The 17,325-nt window shown below is 73.6% G+C and carries 14 protein-coding genes; 7 read left to right on the top strand and 7 right to left on the bottom strand.

Features of this window, described 5'->3' with window-relative positions; translation table 11 throughout:
- Positions 1 to 45 precede the first annotated feature (45 nt).
- Positions 46 to 1,368 (bottom strand): GAF domain-containing protein, encoded by a 1,323-nt coding sequence (locus AB0E14_RS23805; RefSeq protein WP_362421513.1) that lies wholly within the window; start codon positions 1,366 to 1,368, stop codon positions 46 to 48.
- A gap of 256 nt (positions 1,369 to 1,624) precedes the next feature.
- Entirely contained in the window at positions 1,625 to 3,271 is a 1,647-nt protein-coding gene (locus tag AB0E14_RS23800) for an acyl-CoA dehydrogenase family protein (RefSeq protein WP_362421510.1), read from the bottom strand.
- 17 nt (positions 3,272 to 3,288) lie between these two features.
- Here AB0E14_RS23800 and AB0E14_RS23795 point away from each other — a divergent pair, with 17 nt between their 5' ends.
- Both AB0E14_RS23795 and AB0E14_RS23790 read left to right on the top strand, forming a co-directional pair.
- Entirely contained in the window at positions 3,289 to 4,404 is a 1,116-nt protein-coding gene (locus AB0E14_RS23795) for a YihY/virulence factor BrkB family protein (protein WP_362421507.1), read from the top strand.
- Positions 4,405 to 4,441: 37 nt separating this feature from the next.
- Entirely contained in the window at positions 4,442 to 5,179 is a 738-nt protein-coding gene (locus AB0E14_RS23790) for a helix-turn-helix domain-containing protein (RefSeq protein ID WP_362421504.1), read from the top strand.
- Here the strand turns inward: AB0E14_RS23790 and AB0E14_RS23785 are convergent.
- Positions 5,116 to 5,514, bottom strand: a complete 399-nt coding sequence (locus AB0E14_RS23785; protein ID WP_362421501.1) for a VOC family protein — start codon at positions 5,512 to 5,514, stop codon at positions 5,116 to 5,118. The genes AB0E14_RS23790 and AB0E14_RS23785 overlap by 64 nt on opposite strands.
- 125 nt (positions 5,515 to 5,639) lie before the next feature.
- Between AB0E14_RS23785 and AB0E14_RS23780 the strand changes: the two genes are divergently transcribed.
- On the top strand, positions 5,640 to 6,755 hold the full coding sequence (locus AB0E14_RS23780) for a molybdopterin-dependent oxidoreductase (protein WP_362421498.1): 1,116 nt from the start codon (positions 5,640 to 5,642) through the stop codon (positions 6,753 to 6,755).
- Positions 6,756 to 6,780: 25 nt separating this feature from the next.
- Here AB0E14_RS23780 and AB0E14_RS23775 read toward each other — a convergent pair whose 3' ends face one another.
- On the bottom strand, positions 6,781 to 7,629 hold the full coding sequence (locus AB0E14_RS23775; RefSeq protein ID WP_362421495.1) for a VCBS repeat-containing protein: 849 nt from the start codon (positions 7,627 to 7,629) through the stop codon (positions 6,781 to 6,783).
- 473 nt (positions 7,630 to 8,102) lie between these two features.
- Between AB0E14_RS23775 and rsgA the strand changes: the two genes are divergently transcribed.
- From rsgA to AB0E14_RS23760, 3 genes are all read left to right on the top strand, one after another.
- The gene (gene rsgA, locus AB0E14_RS23770; protein WP_362421492.1) at positions 8,103 to 9,230 is read left to right on the top strand and encodes a ribosome small subunit-dependent GTPase A; all 1,128 of its coding nucleotides are present in this window, start codon (positions 8,103 to 8,105) and stop codon (positions 9,228 to 9,230) included.
- Positions 9,231 to 9,317: 87 nt separating this feature from the next.
- The gene (locus AB0E14_RS23765; protein ID WP_362421489.1) at positions 9,318 to 10,769 is read left to right on the top strand and encodes an AlkA N-terminal domain-containing protein; all 1,452 of its coding nucleotides are present in this window, start codon (positions 9,318 to 9,320) and stop codon (positions 10,767 to 10,769) included.
- Between the two features lie 4 nt (positions 10,770 to 10,773).
- The gene (locus AB0E14_RS23760) at positions 10,774 to 11,214 is read left to right on the top strand and encodes a GNAT family N-acetyltransferase (RefSeq protein WP_362421487.1); all 441 of its coding nucleotides are present in this window, start codon (positions 10,774 to 10,776) and stop codon (positions 11,212 to 11,214) included.
- 34 nt (positions 11,215 to 11,248) lie between these two features.
- On the opposite strand, the gene AB0E14_RS23755 is transcribed toward AB0E14_RS23760, so the two are convergent.
- The 3 genes from AB0E14_RS23755 to AB0E14_RS23745 form a co-directional block, all read right to left on the bottom strand.
- Entirely contained in the window at positions 11,249 to 11,611 is a 363-nt protein-coding gene (locus AB0E14_RS23755; RefSeq protein ID WP_362421483.1) for a PPOX class F420-dependent oxidoreductase, read from the bottom strand.
- Positions 11,612 to 11,709: 98 nt separating this feature from the next.
- Entirely contained in the window at positions 11,710 to 12,192 is a 483-nt protein-coding gene (locus tag AB0E14_RS23750; protein WP_362421480.1) for a DUF456 domain-containing protein, read from the bottom strand.
- Positions 12,193 to 12,274: 82 nt separating this feature from the next.
- Positions 12,275 to 13,258 (bottom strand): helix-turn-helix domain-containing protein, encoded by a 984-nt coding sequence (locus AB0E14_RS23745; protein ID WP_362421477.1) that lies wholly within the window; start codon positions 13,256 to 13,258, stop codon positions 12,275 to 12,277.
- Between the two features lie 233 nt (positions 13,259 to 13,491).
- On the opposite strand from AB0E14_RS23745, the gene AB0E14_RS23740 reads away from it, so the two are divergent.
- Positions 13,492 to 17,256, top strand: a complete 3,765-nt coding sequence (locus AB0E14_RS23740) for a S8 family serine peptidase (protein WP_362421474.1) — start codon at positions 13,492 to 13,494, stop codon at positions 17,254 to 17,256.
- The last annotated feature ends 69 nt before the right edge of the window (positions 17,257 to 17,325 follow it).

The raw sequence follows: 17,325 nt of genomic DNA, 5'->3' as shown, positions 1-17,325 counted from the left end.
CCGCCGCCTGTCCGGATGGTGGACAGTGATGGACCGGGGGCGCGGCTACGCGCCGCCCGGCCGGGCCGACCGCACCGCCGGGGCCGTCGAGTGGGGCAGGAGGTCCGCCGGGTCGGCCGGGGCCACGATCTCGACCTCGACCTCCTCGCTGAAGCGGTACGGGCGGTGGGCCAGCACGCTCGCCAGGTTGCGGCGGATCCGCGACATCTCCGCCCGTACCGTCACCGTTCTCGTCCGGTCGCCGAAGACGTCCTCGGCCAGCTCCGCCGCCGACCGCCCGTCCCGGTGCAGGGCCAGGACGTACAGCAACTCGGCGTGGCGCGGGCTCAGCTCCTGGGTCCAGCTGCCCGCCGCCCCGGACACGGCAACCGTCCAGCGACGTGGCCGGCTCAGGTCGAGCACCACCCGGCCGGCCGCCTCCGCGCCGCCCGGTGCCGTCGCCCCCGCACCCTTCTCGTCCTCGATCCGGAGCAGCCAGCCACCGGGCAGCGGCTCCACCGCGCACATCCCGAGCGACGGCAGCCACACCCGCCCGGCCCGGAAGGACTTCGGCAGCGTGATCCGGTCGACCGGCGCGAGCCCGGTGACCGCCGCCGTCCAGCCGTGCGCGTCCACGGCGACCGCGCGCCCGCCCACCCGGCACAGGATCGGCGCGGCCACCGACCGGAGCCGCTCGATCGAGCGCAGATGGCGGTCGCGCATCTCCGCCTCGGCGAGCTGGGCCACCGAGCCGACGAGCGCGAGCGTCGACGGATGAAAACCGGACGCCGGACCGCTGACGTCCACGATCCCCAGCAGCCGCTGGTCACGCGGATCGTGCACCGGAGCCGCGGCGCAGGTCCAGCTGTGCAGCGTCTGGACGTAGTGCTCGGCCGAGTGGACCTGGACGGCCCGTCCCATCGCGAGCGCCGTCCCCACCGCGTTCGTCCCGGTGGTGTGCTCGGTCCAGGCCGCGCCCTCCTCCAGACAGATGCCGTTGGCCTGCCGCATCACCGAGAGGTTGCCCTCGCGCCACAGCACCCGGCCGTGCTCGTCGGTGACCACCATGATCTGCATCGAGGCGTCCGCGATCCCGGCGAGCATGGTGCTCAGCGTGCGCATCACCTCGCCGAGGACGGTGGTGCGGCGCCGCTGCTCCAGCTCGTCGCGCTGGAGCAGCACGCTGCTGGTGCCCTGGTCCGGGTCGAGGCCGAGCCGGAACATCCGCTGCCAGGAGGCGTCGATGACCGGCCGGGGAGCGATCGGCGGCGTGCGGCCGGCCAGCGTCTCGTCCCGCACCCGGTGCAGCAGCCGGGTCGCCTGAGCGGCGTCCATGGCGGCCAGTCGCTTCATGTCGAGCCGCGTGTTGTTCAGCTGAGTGTTCTTCATCGGTCTCTCCCAGCCACCCGCACTGCCGCGTCGCTGCCGTATCGGTGCTGTATCGGTTCTGCCGGACTCCGGAGCCTGGATGCATATCGTGCCGTCCTGGGCTCGCCGGGAGAGCCCGATTCCGGTAATCCTGCAACCCTTTGCAACTCTGGTAGCAACCGCTCTCGTGCGTGAAGCTGGTGCGAGCGGAGGGTGGTGCCGTGTCGGCGCAGCACCACCCACCGCTTTTTCGTGCCCCTGGAGGGCCCGAGAGGCGTCAGACCTCCGCCCGGGCCCGCTCCACCACCGCTCCCAGATCGAGCGTCGAGGGCAGCGTCCCGAACGCCGTGCCCCAGTCGCCGCCCAGCCGTGAGGCACAGAAAGCGTCCGACACCTCGGACGGCGCCCAGCGCACCAGGAGCGCCCCCTGCAACACCAGGGCCATCCGTTCCACGAGCCGCCGCGCCCGGCCCTCGATCCCGTCCAGGTCGGCCAGTTCGGCCAGCATGTCCCGGATCGCCCCGTCGAGGCGGTGGTCGGCGCCCCGCGCCTGCCCGACCTCCCTCAGGAACGCGTTCAGTGCCATCGGCTCGTTCTGGAGCGCCCGCAGCACGTCGAGCGCCTGGACGTTGCCCGAGCCCTCCCAGATCGAGTTGAGCGGCGACTCCCGCAGCAGCCGGGGCATCCCCGACTCCTCCACGTAGCCGTTGCCGCCCAGGCACTCCAGCGCCTCCGCCACGGTCGGCGTACACCGCTTCGTCACCCAGTACTTCGCCACCGGCACCGCGATCCGCAGGAACGCCCGCTCGGCCTCCGTGTCCGCGTCGTACGCCGCCGCGAGCCGCATCCCGAGGACCGTCGCCGCCTCCGACTCCAGCGCCAGGTCGGCCAGCACATTGCGCATCAGCGGCTTCTCGATCAGCACCCCGCCGAACGCCCTGCGGTACGCGGTGTGGTGCACGGCCTGCGCCACCGCCTGCCGCATCAGCGCCGCCGAGCCCAGGACGCAGTCGAGCCGGGTCGCCGCCACCATCCCGAGGATGGTGCGGACCCCCCGGCCCTCCTCACCGACCCGGCGCGCCCAGGTCGTCCCGTCGAACTCGACCTCGGCCGAGGCGTTCGACCGGTTGCCGAGCTTGTCCTTGAGCCGCTGGATCGCGAACGCGTTCCGCGTCCCGTCCGGCAGCACCCGGGGCACCAGGAAGCAGCTCAGGCCGCCCGGCGCCCGAGCCAGGACCAGGAAGCCGTCCGACATCGGCGCCGAGCAGAACCACTTGTGCCCGGTGAGCACGTACGCGCCGTCCTCGGCCAGCGGACGCGCCTCCGTCGTGTTCGCCCGGACGTCGCTGCCGCCCTGCTTCTCCGTCATCCCCATCCCGAAGAGCACCCCGGCCTTCTCCGCCGGCGGCCGCAGCCCCTGCTCGTACACCCGCGAGGTCAGCAGCGGCGCCCACACGGCGGCCAGCTCCGGGTCCGCCCGCAGCGCGGGCACGGCGGAGTGCGTCATCGACACCGGGCAGCCGTGCCCGGCCTCGGTCTGCGTGGCGAGGAAGAAGCCCGCCGCGCGCCGCACGTGCCCACCCGGACGGCCCCACGCGTTCGTGAGCCCCGCGCCGACCGCCCGGCCCAGGAGCCGGTGCCAGGCCGGGTGGAACTCGACCTCGTCGATCCGGTGCCCGTACCGGTCGTGCGTCCGCAGCCGTGGCGGACACGTGTTCGCCAGCTCCCCCCACTCGCGCGCCTGCTCCGAACCGGCCGCCCGGCCGAACTCCCCGAGCTCCTCGCGCGCGAGGGCCGCGACCTCCGGGCCGAGGGGCTCCAGATGGCGCTCCACCGCCTCCGTGAGCGCCCGGTCCGCCGCGAAGACGTCGTATCCCACCAGGGGCGGAGGCTGATTGGTCACGGTGTGGGTGCTGGCTGCCATGCCGATACGGTAAGGAGGTGCAGGCAGCAAACGAAACACCCGAGCGGCGGCCCGGGAACAGACTCCACCGGGCCCGAGTCCTCTACCGCAACGTGTCGAAGCGGAAGATGGTGTGGCTGCTCCTGAAGGACACCGTCAACTCGTGCATCGAGTACCGCATCCTCGGCCTCGCCGCCGAAGCGGCGTTCTTCACCCTTCTGTCGCTGCCCCCGCTGCTGCTCGGCCTGATCGCCCTCCTCGGCTACGCCGACGACTGGACCAACACCGACACCGTCGCGAGCATCCAGGAGAACATCCTCCACGCCGCCGGAACGGTCCTCTCCGACCGGGGCGTCCGCGACATCGCCAAGCCGCTCCTGGACGACGTCACCCAGGGCACCCGCCCCGAACTCGTCTCGCTCGGCTTCGCCATCGCCCTGTGGTCGGGCTCCCGCGCCGTGAACGTCTTCATCGACACCATCACCGTCATGTACGGGCTCGACGGCCACCGCGGCATCGTCAAGACCCGGCTGCTCGCCTTCCTGCTCTACATCGTGGCGCTGCTCATCGGTGCGGTCGTGCTGCCGCTCGCCGTGGTCGGCCCCGACCGGGTGGTGGAGCTGATCCCCTGGGGCACCGAGGTCGTCTCCGTCCTCTACTGGCCCGTCGTCATCCTCCTCTCCATCGCCTTCCTCACCACGCTGTACCACGTCTCCGTGCCCGTCAGATCGCCCTGGATCGAGGACATCCCGGGCTCGCTCGTGGCGCTCGGGATGTGGGTGCTGGGCAGCTTTCTGCTGCGGATCTACCTCACCAGCCAGGTCGAGGGCCCGACCATCTACGGCTCCCTCGCCGCCCCCATCGCCGTCCTCCTCTGGATCGGCATCTCCGCCTTCGCCGTGCTCGTCGGCGCGGCGGTGAACGCGGCGATCGACCGGGTCTGGCCCTCCGTCGCCACCGCCGCCGCCCGCGAGGCCTCCGACCGCGCGCGGGCCGCCCAGGCCGCCGAACTCGTCGCCCGGCTGCGCGCGGAGGCGGAGGAGGTCGACGAGGACGACCCCGACATGCCCTCGGAGTTCCCCGAACGCTGGTCCCGCTTCCTGCCCCCGGACGACGTCAAGTCGCGTCTGCACTCGGGCTGGGAGAAGGACTAGGGCCCGTCCGTCTGCCGACCGGACTAGGCTCGGAGGCGTGTACGAGGAACGTCCCGCGCGCCTCGACGGCGCGGTCGTCTGGAGCATCGGGCCCTCACCCGTGGGCGAGGAGTCGGTGCCCGTCCTGCCCGACGGCTGCATGGACCTGCTGTGGCACGACGGCCGGCTGTTCGTCGCCGGCCCCGACACGTGCGCGTACGTCCCCGAGGGCGGCCCCGGCCGGTACGCGGGGCTGCGCTTCGCGCCCGGGGACGCGCCCGCGCTGCTCGGCGTCCCGGCGAGCGCCCTGCGGGACCGGCGGGTCGATCTCGGCGCGCTCTGGGGCGAGGCGCGGGCCCGGCGGCTCGCCGAGCGGGTGGCCGCGGCGCCCGACCTGGCCGGCGCGCTGGAGGCGCTCGCCGTGGACCGGGCGATGGACGCTCCGGCCACCGATCCGCTGATCCGCGCCGTCGCCATGCGCCTCGCCGCCGGACGGCCCGTCGCCGAGACCGCCGACGCCGTCGGCCTGGGCGCGCGGCAGCTGCACCGGCGGTCCCTCGACGCGTTCGGCTACGGGCCCAAGACGCTGGCCAGGATCCTGCGGCTGCAGCGCGCGCTCGCCCTGGTCAGGGCGGGCGTCCCGTACGCCGAGGCGGCCCTGCGCGCGGGCTGCGCCGACCAGGCGCACCTGGCCCGCGAGACCAGGGCGCTGGCCGGGACGACGCTGTCCGCCTACGCCTCGGACTGGGCGAAGAGGGAGACCCCGCAGCCGTCCGGGTCGAGCACGACGGCGTAGCGCTGGCCCCACACGGCGTCCCAGGGCTTCAGGTGCCCCCGGTACCCGGCGGCGACCAGCGCCTCGAACGTGGCGTCCACCTCCGCGGGTGCGTCGCAGCGGAACGCGAGCCCGATCCGGTCACCGCCCTCGGGACGGGACCACTCGGGATCGAAGGACCGGATGACCTCCTCGGTGTCCCACGCGATCCGCATCCCCCCGGGCAGCGCGGCCTCCACATGCGGCTGCGTGTCCGCGTCGGCCGGCACGTCGAGACCGAGCCGCCGGTAGAAGGCGAGCGAGGCCGCCATGTCGGAGACGACCAGGCCGATGACGTCGAGTCGTGGTGTGTTCATGGGTCGACGGTAGGCGGGGCGGGGCGCCCGGGTCTTGTACGAATCGGACGCGCGCGGACCGAAGGGTGGGGTCCGGGGGCCCGACGTACGCTGAGAGCGGGACCGCGCCCGACGGAGGTGTCGGCATGACCGCATCGGCGATTCCCCACGGCCCCGGGGCCACTGCCTGGGCGCCCGAGACGGTGACCACCGAGCCGTACAACGCACAGACCCCGATGGGCGCGCTCGCCGATCCGCTGACGCCCGCCGACGCCCTCTTCGTACGGGACCACTTCGGTGTCCCGCGCCCGGAGCTCGCCCGGTGGCGGCTGTGCGTCGAGGGCGCCGTGACCGCCCCGCTCACGGTCGACTACGAGCAGCTCATCGCGCTCGGCAGCGGCGCGCGGCGCGAACTCGACGTCGTCCTGGAGTGCGCGGGCAACGGCCGCGCCCTGATGAACCCGCGCCCGCCCGGCCTGGCCTGGGAGCGCGGGGCGGTCGGCTGCGCCCGCTTCGCGGGCGTCCCCTTCCACCTGCTCGCCGAACGAGCCGGCATCGCCCCGGACGCGGTCGAGTTCGTCTTCACCGGCGCCGACGAGGGCTCGTTCCGGGGGCGCCCGGTCGCCTTCGAACGCGCCCTCCCGCTCGCCGAGGCGCTGCACCCCGACACGCTCCTCGCGACACACCTCAACGGTGAACCGCTCCCGCCCCGGCACGGCGCCCCCGTCCGGCTCGTGGTGCCCGGACGGTACGCCGTCGCCGACGTGAAGTGGCTCGTCGGGGCACGGGCCGTCACGGCGCCCTTCACCGGGGTCTTCCAGGCCGAGGAGTACGTCTACATCGCCTCGGACGGCACCCCCGACGGGCCCGTCGGGGCGATCCGCGTCAAGTCGCTCATCACCGCTCCCGAACCGGACGAGGACCTGCGGCGCGGGACGGAGACCGTCGTCCGCGGCAGGGCCTGGTCCGGCGGCGGGCGAGCCGTCGGCCGCGTCGAGGTCAGGGCCGAGGACGAGGACGGCACGGGCGCGGGGGACGGCGACCCCGATACCGGCTGGCACGACGCCGCACTGGAGCCGCCCACCGGCCCGTACGCCTGGACCGGCTGGTCGTACCCGTGGACCCCGCGCCGCCCCGGCCGGTACCGCCTGCTCGCCCGGGCGACCGACTCCCACGGCGCCACCCAGCCGGACCACGCCCCCTGGAACGCCCAGGGCTACGGCTGCAACACCGTCGCCTCGGTCGAGGTGGTCGTCGTCTGAACAGCGGGACCTACGCCCCCGTGGTTCAGAAGAGGTCGCGGTACTCCTGGAACCCCCAGCCGATCTTCACGCGGGGCTTGAACGGCGCCGCCGCGCTGCCCGTGCCCTTGTACAGCCACAGGTCGCCCTTGGGGTCGCGGGCGAGCAGGTCGCTGCGGCGGTCGGCGTCGACGTCACCGGTGGCGACCAGCCTGTTGAAGATGTTCCAGCCGGCGCCGACCCGGGCGCGCGGGGCGAACGGTGCGCGCCCGTCACCCGTGCCCTTGTACAGCCAGAGCACGCCCTGCTTGTCGCGGGCGACGATGTCCGGCCTGGTGTCGCCGGTGTAGTCGCCGACCCCGGCGATCTGGGTGTACGCGTTCCAGCCGGCGCCGATCCTCACGCGCGGCGCCAGCGTGCCGTCCGCCCGGGTCTGGATGCGCCACAGGACGCCCTGCCGGTCACGCGCCAGCAGGTCGGGGTGGGCGGCGCGGGCCAGGGTGCCCGGCGAAACGACGCTGGTGTACTGCTGCCAACCGGTGGCGACGCGCTTGAGGTTGCCGCCACGCCACTGGTTGACCACCCCGTCGGACATCACGTGGTACGCGCCGTCCTGGTACCCGGTCAGGTCGGGGTCGACCGGCACGGCGGTGGTGAGCCCCTTCCAGACGTAGGCGCCCGACCGGGGGTCGAGGCCGCCCTTGCCGTCCCGCATGTACACGTACATCTGACCCGACGGGAGGATCCCGCTCAGGTAGTAGGCCGGCGCGGTGGGCGTCGGTTCGGTCGCGGTGCCCGCGGCCGCGGGTCCGGTGACCGTGGCGGCGAGCGCGACGGTCGTGGCCACGGCGGCCAGGCGGGCGAGGCCGCGCCGACGGGGGACGAGGTGCTTCAAAGGAACTCCGGATGATCAGGTGAGAGGCCGGTCTCACGGTGCGTCACGCTGGTCATGGCGGAGCACCGGAACGGGAGTTCTGAAGCGAGCCGGCCCCCACGGCTCTCGACCCCAAGGCTAGAGGAGGCCGGCACGGGGTTCGCACAGCGGGTCGAGGACGCGGGTCACGGCCCGACCGACGGCCGTGCGGCGGCCGTGCGGAAAATCGATCGCGCGGTCGTCGGAGGTGGGGCTAGGGTGAGGGCGTTCCTGCGGGCCGCCAAGGCTTTCGCGGGTGTCGCCGCGTCGGCGACCACGGAGAAGGATCCAGGAGGTGTGACCGATGGCTGTCATGACGGTGGGCAATGCCCTCATCCAGAAGCTCGTCAACACCACCTCCGTGGCCTCCGGCTGACCTTCCTTCACTCTCTCCGCGCGTCCAGGCTCTGGACCGCGCGGTGCGTGCCGGGGCCACCCTTGTGAAGGGTCACCCCTTGTCTTTCTCCTCTCTTCAGGATTCGACCTCGCACGACCTCACCCCGTACGGCTGGGACGAGGGCTGGGAGGCCGCGTTCGCCCCGTACGAAGTGTGGGACCTCATGCCCGGCCGCGTCCTGCGGGTCGACCGGGGCCAGTGCGACCTGGTCACCCCGATCGGCATCCTCCGGGCCGACACCGAGTTCGTCGTGCCCCGGGACCCGCTGAAGGTCGTCTGCACGGGCGACTGGGCCACCGTCGACCGCGACGGCGATCCCCGTTACGTACGGCACCTCCTCCCGCGCCGCACGGCGTTCGCGCGGTCCACGTCCTCCAAGCGGTCCGAGGGCCAGATCCTCGCCGCCAACGTCGACCACGCGATCATCACCGTGTCGCTCGCCGTCGAGCTCGACCTCGGCCGGATCGAGCGCTTCCTGGCCCTGGCCTGGGAGTCCGGCGCCCAGCCGCTCGTCGTCCTCAGCAAGGCCGACCTGGTGCCCGACCCGGTCGGACTCTCGTACCTCGTCGAGGACGTGCAGAGCGTCGCGCCGGGCGTCCAGGTGCTGCCCGTCAGCTCCACGACCGGCGAGGGGGTCGACGTCCTGCGCTCGCTCGTCGCGGACGGCACGAGCGTGCTGCTCGGCGTCTCCGGCGCGGGCAAGTCGACGCTCGCCAACACGCTCCTCGGCGAGGACGTGATGGACGTCCAGGCCGCCCGTGACGTGGACGGCAAGGGCCGCCACACCACGACCACGCGCAACCTCCTCGTGCTGCCCGCGGGCGGTGTCCTCATCGACACGCCCGGTCTGCGCGGGGTCGGGCTCTGGGACGCCGAGTCCGGTGTCGGCCAGGTCTTCTCGGAGATCGAGAGCCTGGCCGAGGAGTGCCGCTTCCACGACTGCGCCCACGAGGCGGAGCCCGGCTGCGCCGTGACCGCGGCCGTCGAGGAGGGCTCGCTCGCGGTGCGCCGGCTGGAGAGCTACCGCAAGCTCCTCCGCGAGAACCAGCGGATCGTCGCCAAGACCGACGCGCGCCTGCGCTCCGAGATCCTCAAGGACTGGAAGCGCAAGGGCGCGGAGGGCCGCGCGGCGATGGAGGCCAAGCGCGGCGGCACGGGCGGCCGCGCACGGCACTCCGGCTGGTGACGAGAGCGGTCCGGTACGGGAACCCCCGGGAAGTGCGGTGTCCGAAAACCGCCAGCCGCGCCCCGGGGGCTCGCGCACACTGGAACCGTGGACAGCGAGAGGGCACAGGACGGCGGCCGACGGGACACCGGTGAGGACCGGCGGTACGAGGCCGTCAGCAGCAGGGACGCCCGCTTCGACGGCGCGTTCTTCTTCGCCGTCGCGACGACCGGCATCTACTGCCGGCCGAGCTGCCCCGCCGTCACGCCCAAACGGAAGAACGTCACCTTCTTCCCGACGGCCGCCGCCGCCCAGGGCCACGGCTTCCGCGCCTGCCGGCGCTGCCGCCCGGACGCCGTGCCCGGCTCCGCCGAGTGGAACGTCCGCGCCGACGTCGTCGGCCGCGCCATGCGCCTGATCGGGGACGGGGTCGTCGACCGCGAGGGCGTCCCCGGACTCGCCGGGCGGCTCGGCTACAGCGCCCGCCAGGTGCAGCGCCAGCTCACCGCCGAGCTGGGCGCGGGGCCCGTCGCCCTCGCCCGCGCGCAGCGGGCGCACACCGCCCGGCTGCTCCTGCAGACCACCGGGCTGCCGGTCACCGAGATCGCCTTCGCGTCCGGCTTCGCCAGCGTGCGGCAGTTCAACGACACGATCCGCCGCGTCTACGCCCGTACGCCCACCGAGCTGCGCGCCGAGTCCGGCACCGGTGCCGGGCCCCGCACCGCGCTCGCCGCCGGGGTGCCGCTGCGGCTCGCCCACCGGGGCCCGTACGCCGCCCGCGAGGTCTTCGACCTGCTCGCCGCCGAGGCCCTGCCCGGTGTCGAGGAGGTGCTCGGCGACTCCGGAGCCCGTACCTACCGCCGTACGCTCCGCCTCCCGTACGGCACCGGCCTCGTCTCGGTCGACGAGCGCTCCGCCGGGGCCTGGCTCGACGCCCGGATCCACCTCACCGACCTGCGCGACCTCACCACGGCCGTGCAGCGGCTGCGCCGCCTCCTCGACCTGGACGCCGACCCGTACGCCGTCGCCGAGCACCTCGGCGCGGGCCCCGACCCGGTGCTCGCCGAGCGGGTCGCCGCGCGGCCGGGGCTGCGGTCGCCGGGCGCGGCCGACCCGGAGGAGTTCGCGCTGCGGACCGTGACCGGTCCCGAGGAGGCGGCCCGCCTGGTCCTGGCCCACGGCAGGCCCCTGGACGCCGCCTGCGGCATGCTCACGCACCTCTTCCCCGAGCCCGCCGCGCTCCTCGCCCACCCCGAGGCCGGTCCGCTCGCCGCGGCGCTCACCGGCGGGGCGGTCCGCCTCGACCCGGGCGCCGACCGCGACGAGGCGGAGGACGCCCTGCGCGCTGTCCCCGGCGTCGGCGCGCGCCGGGCCGCCCTCATCCGGATGCGGGCCCTCGGCGACCCCGACGTGGACCCGGACGCGGACCTGGACCCCGACGTGGACCCGGACACGGACCGGGACGCGGCCGTCGGGGGCGGGGCTCGCTCCGCGGCCTGGCGGCCCTGGCGCTCGTACGCGTACCGGTATCGGCAGCTCGGACCCGTACCGGCAGAATGAGCCCATGATCAGCACAGACCTGCTCGGACCCGACGACCGCGACGCCTGGGAGCGGCTCTTCCGCGCCTACATCGACTTCTACGGCCGCAGCGAGCCCGACGCCCTCTACGAGCGGGCCTGGCAGGCCTTCCAGGACGGCACCCGCGTCCACGCGCGCGTGGCCCGGCTCGACGGCCGGCTGGTCGGCTTCACCCACTTCTTCGTCCACCCCAACACCTCGGGGCCCGACGTCTGCTACCTCCAGGACCTCTTCACCGACCCCGAGGCCCGCGGCCGGGGCGTGGCGCGCGCCCTGATCGCCGCCGTGGCCCAGTGGGCGGCGGAGCAGGGCTGCGACCGGGTCTACTGGAACACCCAGGCGTCCAACACCACCGCGCGCACGCTGTACGACAAGGTCGCCCGCGACACCGGATTCATCAAGTACCAGATCGATCTTCCGAAGTAGCACCCTCGCCGGGGGCTTCCTCGGGCGGGAGCCCCTAGCTGTGGATCCGGCGCGGGTGGATCCGGATGACCTCCTCGCTGAAGTGCGGGCCCAGCTCGTGCGGCCCGACGAGCAGCTCGGCCTCGCCCCGGATCTCCACCCCGCGCACCCGCCAGGGCCGCACGCTCGCGAGGTCGTCGACGACCAGGGCCACCTTGGGGTTGGCGACCAGGTTGCGCCACTTCTTCGTGCGGCCCATGGCGAGCCCGCCGACCAGGACGGTGCCGTCCGGCTGCGGGAAGAAGCCGACCGGGTTGGCCTGCGGCTGGCCCGCGGGGTCGACCGTGGCCATCCGGGCGAGCCGCTGCGTGCGGAGATAGGCGAGTTCGGCCTCGCCGAAGCCCTCGAAATCCCTCATACGGCCAGCATCGCGCGCGGGTGCGCCGAGCACATCGGCGCTGCGGCGGAGGCCGTGCGGGGCCGTGGTCCTAGGACCACGTGCGGATCAGCACCGGATCAGCCCCAGATCAGCGCGCCCACCCACGCGCCGACGATCAGCAGGCAGGCGAACAGTTCGACGAGGATGCTCGTCCCCGCCGCCCGCATCACCGTGCGCGTGGAGGCCCTGGCCTGGCCGTGGCCGCCGAGCCGGAGCCGCTCGGAGAGGTAGATCCCGCCGATGAAGCCGGGGATCGCGCCGATCACCGGCACCAGGAAGAAGCCGAGGAAGGCGCCGAGACCCGCGTACGTCACCATGCGCCGGGTGATCCCGACGCCCCGGATCCGGCGCTGCGGCAGCAGCCATACGACCACCTGGGTGAGCAGGAGCAGCGCGGTCGAGGCGACGAGCAGGATCCAGGCGAGCCCGCTCTGCTCGTGCAGCGACCACCAGAGCATCGCCGCCCACACCAGCCACGGCCCCGGCACGCCCGGAGCCAGCACGCCGAAAAGGCCGAGCAGCATCACCATCGCGACGAGCAACAGCTGCCACACACCCATCTGCCCAGCGTGCAGGACCCATGATCTCCTCGCAGGTCGCGGCGTACGGACGGGGCACGCGTCCGCGCCTGGGCCCCCGCGCCTACCCGCGCGCCACCCAGCCCTTCTCGTACGCGTGCCAGCCCAGCTGGAGCCTGGTCGTCACACCCGAGAGCTCCATCAGGCCCTTCACCCGGCGCTGCACCGTGCGCAGGCCCAGGTCCAGCTGCTTGGCCACGCTCGCGTCCGTCATCCCGGCCAGGAGCAGGGAGAGGACCTCCAGGTCCGTCGCGTCGGGGCCGGGCGCCTCCGTCTCCGTGACCTGCGCGCTCGCGCCGAGCCGCAGCGGCAGCGCCTCGCGCCAGACCGCCTCGAAGAGCCCCATCAGGGACTCCAGGAGCCCGCTCGCGTGCACGACGAGCGCCGCAGGCTCCGCGCCCCGGCCGGTCAGCGGGACCATCGCCAGCGCCCGGTCCGCGACCACCAGCTTGGTCGGCACCCGGTCCACCACCCGGATCTCCTCGTCCCGGCCCAGCGCCGCCGACAGCTCCACGATCCCCGAGGGCAGCGTCAGGACCTCCCGCTCGACCACCACCCGGTAGCGCACGCCCCGGACGGCCGCCAGCTCCTCCGCGTCGTTCTCCATGCCGGTCACCGCGATCGGCTTGCCCGTGACCAGCGCGCAGACCTCCTCCGTCGCCCCCAGCTGGAGCTGCAGGAAGCGGTGGGTGACCGCGCTCGCACCGGTCACCACCTCCACCAGGTCGTGCACGGCGGGCTCCGCCGCCTCCGCGCGGTACTCCTCCGCGAGCAGCGCCGCCGCCAGCTCCGCCTGCTCCAGCTCGTGCCGCTGCTGGGTCAGCAGCGCGCCCAGCGCCACCCCCGGGGGCGCCGCGACCCACCGCCCGGTCCGCGCCGAGGACTGCGCTGCCAGTCCCTGCGACTCCAGGCGCCGCAGCGCCCGCTCGGTGTCCGACTCCGGCAGCGCGAGCCGGTGGGCCAGATCGGCCACCTCGGCCGCGCCCAGCGCGACCAGCGCGCGGTACGCGGACTCCTGCCGTTCGTCGAGACCTATCGCTCCCAGCATCGCTGCCCCACCCCTCCCCGGACGTCCTGGGACGTCCCGGACATTGCCCGGACGTTCACCGGACGCCTTCGTTCCGTTGGCACCCTGGCGGGAATCGGCCACGGCGCATTCCCGCCGCGCCCATCATCCCTGCACCACCCTCACCTCTGCCAATGTGGCGCCACCGCAGCACCAACAGCCTCCGGCCACGCGCCCTTTGCCCGTGCTTGTGCCGGATTCAGATGGGGAGAGCGATGCGCCCGATTTCGCGTACGGCCCTGGGGGCGGCGACCGCCGCCGTCCTGGCCGTCACCGCGGTCGCGCCGTCCACGGCCGCCGTGCCGCAGGACGACCCGACCGGCGATCGACCGCTGGTCGGCAGCGAGGCCCACGGAGCCCGCGCCGACGACCGGACCGCCACCGTCACGCTGGTCACCGGCGACCGGGTCCTGGTCACCCGCGACGCCCGCGGGAACCCGGCCGCCACCGCGCTGCCCCGCGAGGACGGCACCGTGCCCTTCGTCCAGACCCGCCGCTCGGGCCAGGACCTGTACGTCTACCCGGAGGGCGCCACCGCCGCCCTCGCCGCGGGCCGCGTCGACGAGGAACTCTTCAACGTCACCGGTCTCGTCCGGCAGGGCTACGACGACGAGGGCACGACGACGCTGCCCCTCATCGCGGTCTACGGCTCCGACCTCGCCCGCTCCGTCCCCGCCGCCCCGCGCGGCGCCCAGCGCGGCCAGGTCCTCAAGGCCGTCGACGGAGTCGCCCTCAAGGCCGACAAGAAGCAGGCCGCCACCTTCTGGGCCGACATGAACGGCCCCGCCGCCAGCTCCGCCGGCGGCCTGAAGAAGCTCTGGCTCGACCGCAAGGTCGAGGCCACCCTGGAGCGTTCGACCAAGCAGGTGCACGCCCCCGAGGCCTGGGCCGCGGGCTTCGACGGCACCGGCACCAAGGTCGCCGTCCTCGACACCGGCGCCGACACCGAGCACCCCGACCTCAAGGGCCGGATCGTCGCCTCGGAGAACTTCACCGACTCCGACACCGCCGAGGACCGCGCGGGCCACGGCACCCACACCATCTCCACCGTCGGCGGCTCCGGCGCGGCGAGCGACGGCAGGAAGAAGGGCGTCGCGCCCGGCGCCGACCTGCTCAACGGCAAGGTCCTCAACGACTCCGGTTCCGGCGCCGCCTCCTGGATCATCGCCGGCATGGAGTGGGCCGTCGGCCAGGGCGCCGACGTCGTCTCCATGAGCCTCGGCAGCTCGGTGCCCACCGACTGCACCGACCCGATGAGCGCCGCCGCGCAGGAACTCGCGCAGAACGCGGGCACGTTGTTCGTCATAGCCGCCGGCAACTCCGGACCGACGCTCAACACCGTCTCCTCGCCCGGCTGCGCCCCCGACGTGCTGACGGTCGGCGCCACCGACCGCGACGACTCCACCGCGTACTTCTCCAGCCGCGGCCCGACGATCGTCAACCACACCCTCAAGCCGGAGATCGCCGCGCCCGGCGTCGCCATCTCCGCCGCCGCCGTCGGCGGCCGGGGCGTGTACGCCTACCAGTCCATGTCCGGTACGTCCATGGCCACCCCGCACGTCGCGGGCGCCGCCGCCATCGTCAAGCAGCGGCACCCCGACTGGACGGCGCAGCAGATCAAGGCCGCGCTCGTCTCCTCCGCCGAGAGCGACGTCCCCGGCGACGTGCGCGAGGTCGGCGGCGGCCGGCTCGACGTCAAGGCCGCCATCGACCAGACGGTCCTCGGCGCCGACGCCGTCCAGGGCGGCACGTTCAACTGGCCCCAGGACCGCAGCGACCGCACCACGGTCGCCGTCCCGTACACCAACACCTCCGGCAAGGCCGTCACCCTGACGCTCGCCGTCGAGAAGGTCACCGGCAACGACGGCTCCCGCGTCCGCTCGTCCGTCGCCGAGCTCGGCAAGCGCACGGTCACCGTCCCGGCCGGCGCGACCGTCGAAGTCCCGCTGGAACTCGACCCGACCGCTCACCTGGAGCGCGCCCAGTACGGCGACATCACCGGCCGCGTCGTGGCCACCGGCCGCGACGGCCTGCACGTCTCGACGCCCTTCTCCCTCTACGTCCAGCCCGAGACGGTCACCCTGCGGGTCAAGCTGATCGACCGTCAGGGCGACCCGGCCGCCGGACCCTCGTCCGTGGACCTCATCGGCACCGACACCGCGAGCGGCGAACGCCGCTTCAACGACGGCGCCACCGACCAGGTGTACGCGGTGCGGCCCGGCAGCTACTTCCTCTCCTCCTTCGTCGCCACCCCCGACGCGGGCGCGGGCGCCACGCTGAACGACTCGCTCAGCTACCTGGCCCGCCCGCAGCTGGAGGTGAAGAAGGACACCACCGTCGTCCTCGACGCCCGCAAGGCCCACAGGCTCTCGGTGGCGACCGACAAGCCCGGTGAACAGCGCGGCACCACCCTGGCGTTCTCCCGCTCCTGGGACGACACCTGGCTGCACGCCGGAACGGCCGCCGGTACGCGCTCGATCCGCGGCTACTACGCCTCCGTCGAGGGCCGCGCCGACGACGGCGACTTCGAGTTCGGCAGCTACTGGCGCACCGCCGCGCCGCAGATCGAGTCGCTGAGGACGTCCGACGGCACGGTCCTGCACCCGGTCACCGCCTCCCTCGGCTCCGACAACCTCGACGGCACCGGCTCCGCCGGCCTCGTCGACGCGGGCACCGGCACCCCGGAGGAGCTGGCGGCCGCGGGGGTCACGGGCCGCGTCGCCCTGGTCCGCTTCCCGGACACCTCCACCAACGCCCTGACCGTCGCCCGTGACGCCAAGGCCGCCGGGGCCGTGGCGGTCCTCGCGTACCGCACGTCGACCGCCCGCTGGTACCCGACGGCCGGCTTCGCGGGAGCCGGGTTCCCGGTCCTCGCCGTCGGCTCCGCCGAGGGCGCGGCGCTCCTGGCGAAGCTCTCCGCGGGACCGGTCGCCCTCTCCTGGAAGGCCACCGCGAAGAGCCCGTACCTCTACAACCTCGCCTTCCCCGAGTCCGGTCAGGTCCGCGACGACAAGGCCTACCGGGTCCGCGACGGACAGCTGGGCCGCACCGAGTCCACCTACGGCTCCATGGGCGTCGCCACCGACTTCATCGACAACGCGGCGGCCCACCGACCCGACGGCACCTCCGTCTACTTCGGCGCCATCGAGCCGGTCCCGGCCCCCGGTACCCGGACGGAGTACTACACGGCCGGGGACACCCAGTGGGACCAGATGCTCTCCTCCAGCTTCCCGTTCGGCGAGTTCATGATCGGGACCCAGCGCGGCTACCGGGCGGGGGAGAAGCGCACCGAGCGCTGGTACGACGGTGTCGTCGCCCCGACCGCCCCGCAGGACGCGGCCGGTGAGCCGGTCCTCGTCGCGGAGCGCCAGGACAACCTCATCGGCTTCGCCAACGCCATGTGGGGCGACAACACCCACTACGCCCAGCCCGGTTCCTTCGGAGACATCGGCAACCTCCGGCTCAGCAGGGACGGCGAGCTGCTCGGCGAGACCGGATGGCCGTTCGGGGTCTTCGAAGTCCCGTCCGAGCGCGGTACGTACACGCTCGAACAGAACACCATGAAGATCGGCAGCAGGGTGTGGAACCGCTCCACATCCGTCAACTCGGTCTGGAAATTCACCTCCGAGCGTGACGAGAGCGTCTACTCTCAAGGCATCCCGATTCTCTTCCCCCGGTACAACCTGCCGGAGGACGGACTGAAGACCCTCCCCGCGACGGACGGCCGGCAGATCGGCCTCACCGCGACGGGTCACGCGGGCTACAAGCCCGCCGCCCTCACCTCGGCCAGGCTCTCGTACTCCTACGACGGAGGCACGACCTGGACGGAGGCACAGGTCTCGCAGCGAGACGGCACCTGGACCGCGACCGTGAACCACGCGGGCGCGGCGGGCAAGCAGGTCACACTGAAGACCGAACTGACGGACGCCAACGGCAACTCCGTCACCCAGACCGTGGTCCGCGCTTACGACGTGCGCTGATCACGCCGGTCCGCCGGGCGTCCTTCCCGTGGGGGGTGGGGTCGCCCGGCGGACCTCTTTTTCGGCATG

The organism is Streptomyces sp. NPDC047981 (assembly GCF_040653315.1).
In the GTDB taxonomy this organism is placed as follows: Bacteria; Actinomycetota; Actinomycetes; order Streptomycetales; family Streptomycetaceae; genus Streptomyces.
Note: the sequence above shows the minus strand (reverse complement) of the source record. Positions and strands in the feature narration are given on the sequence as shown.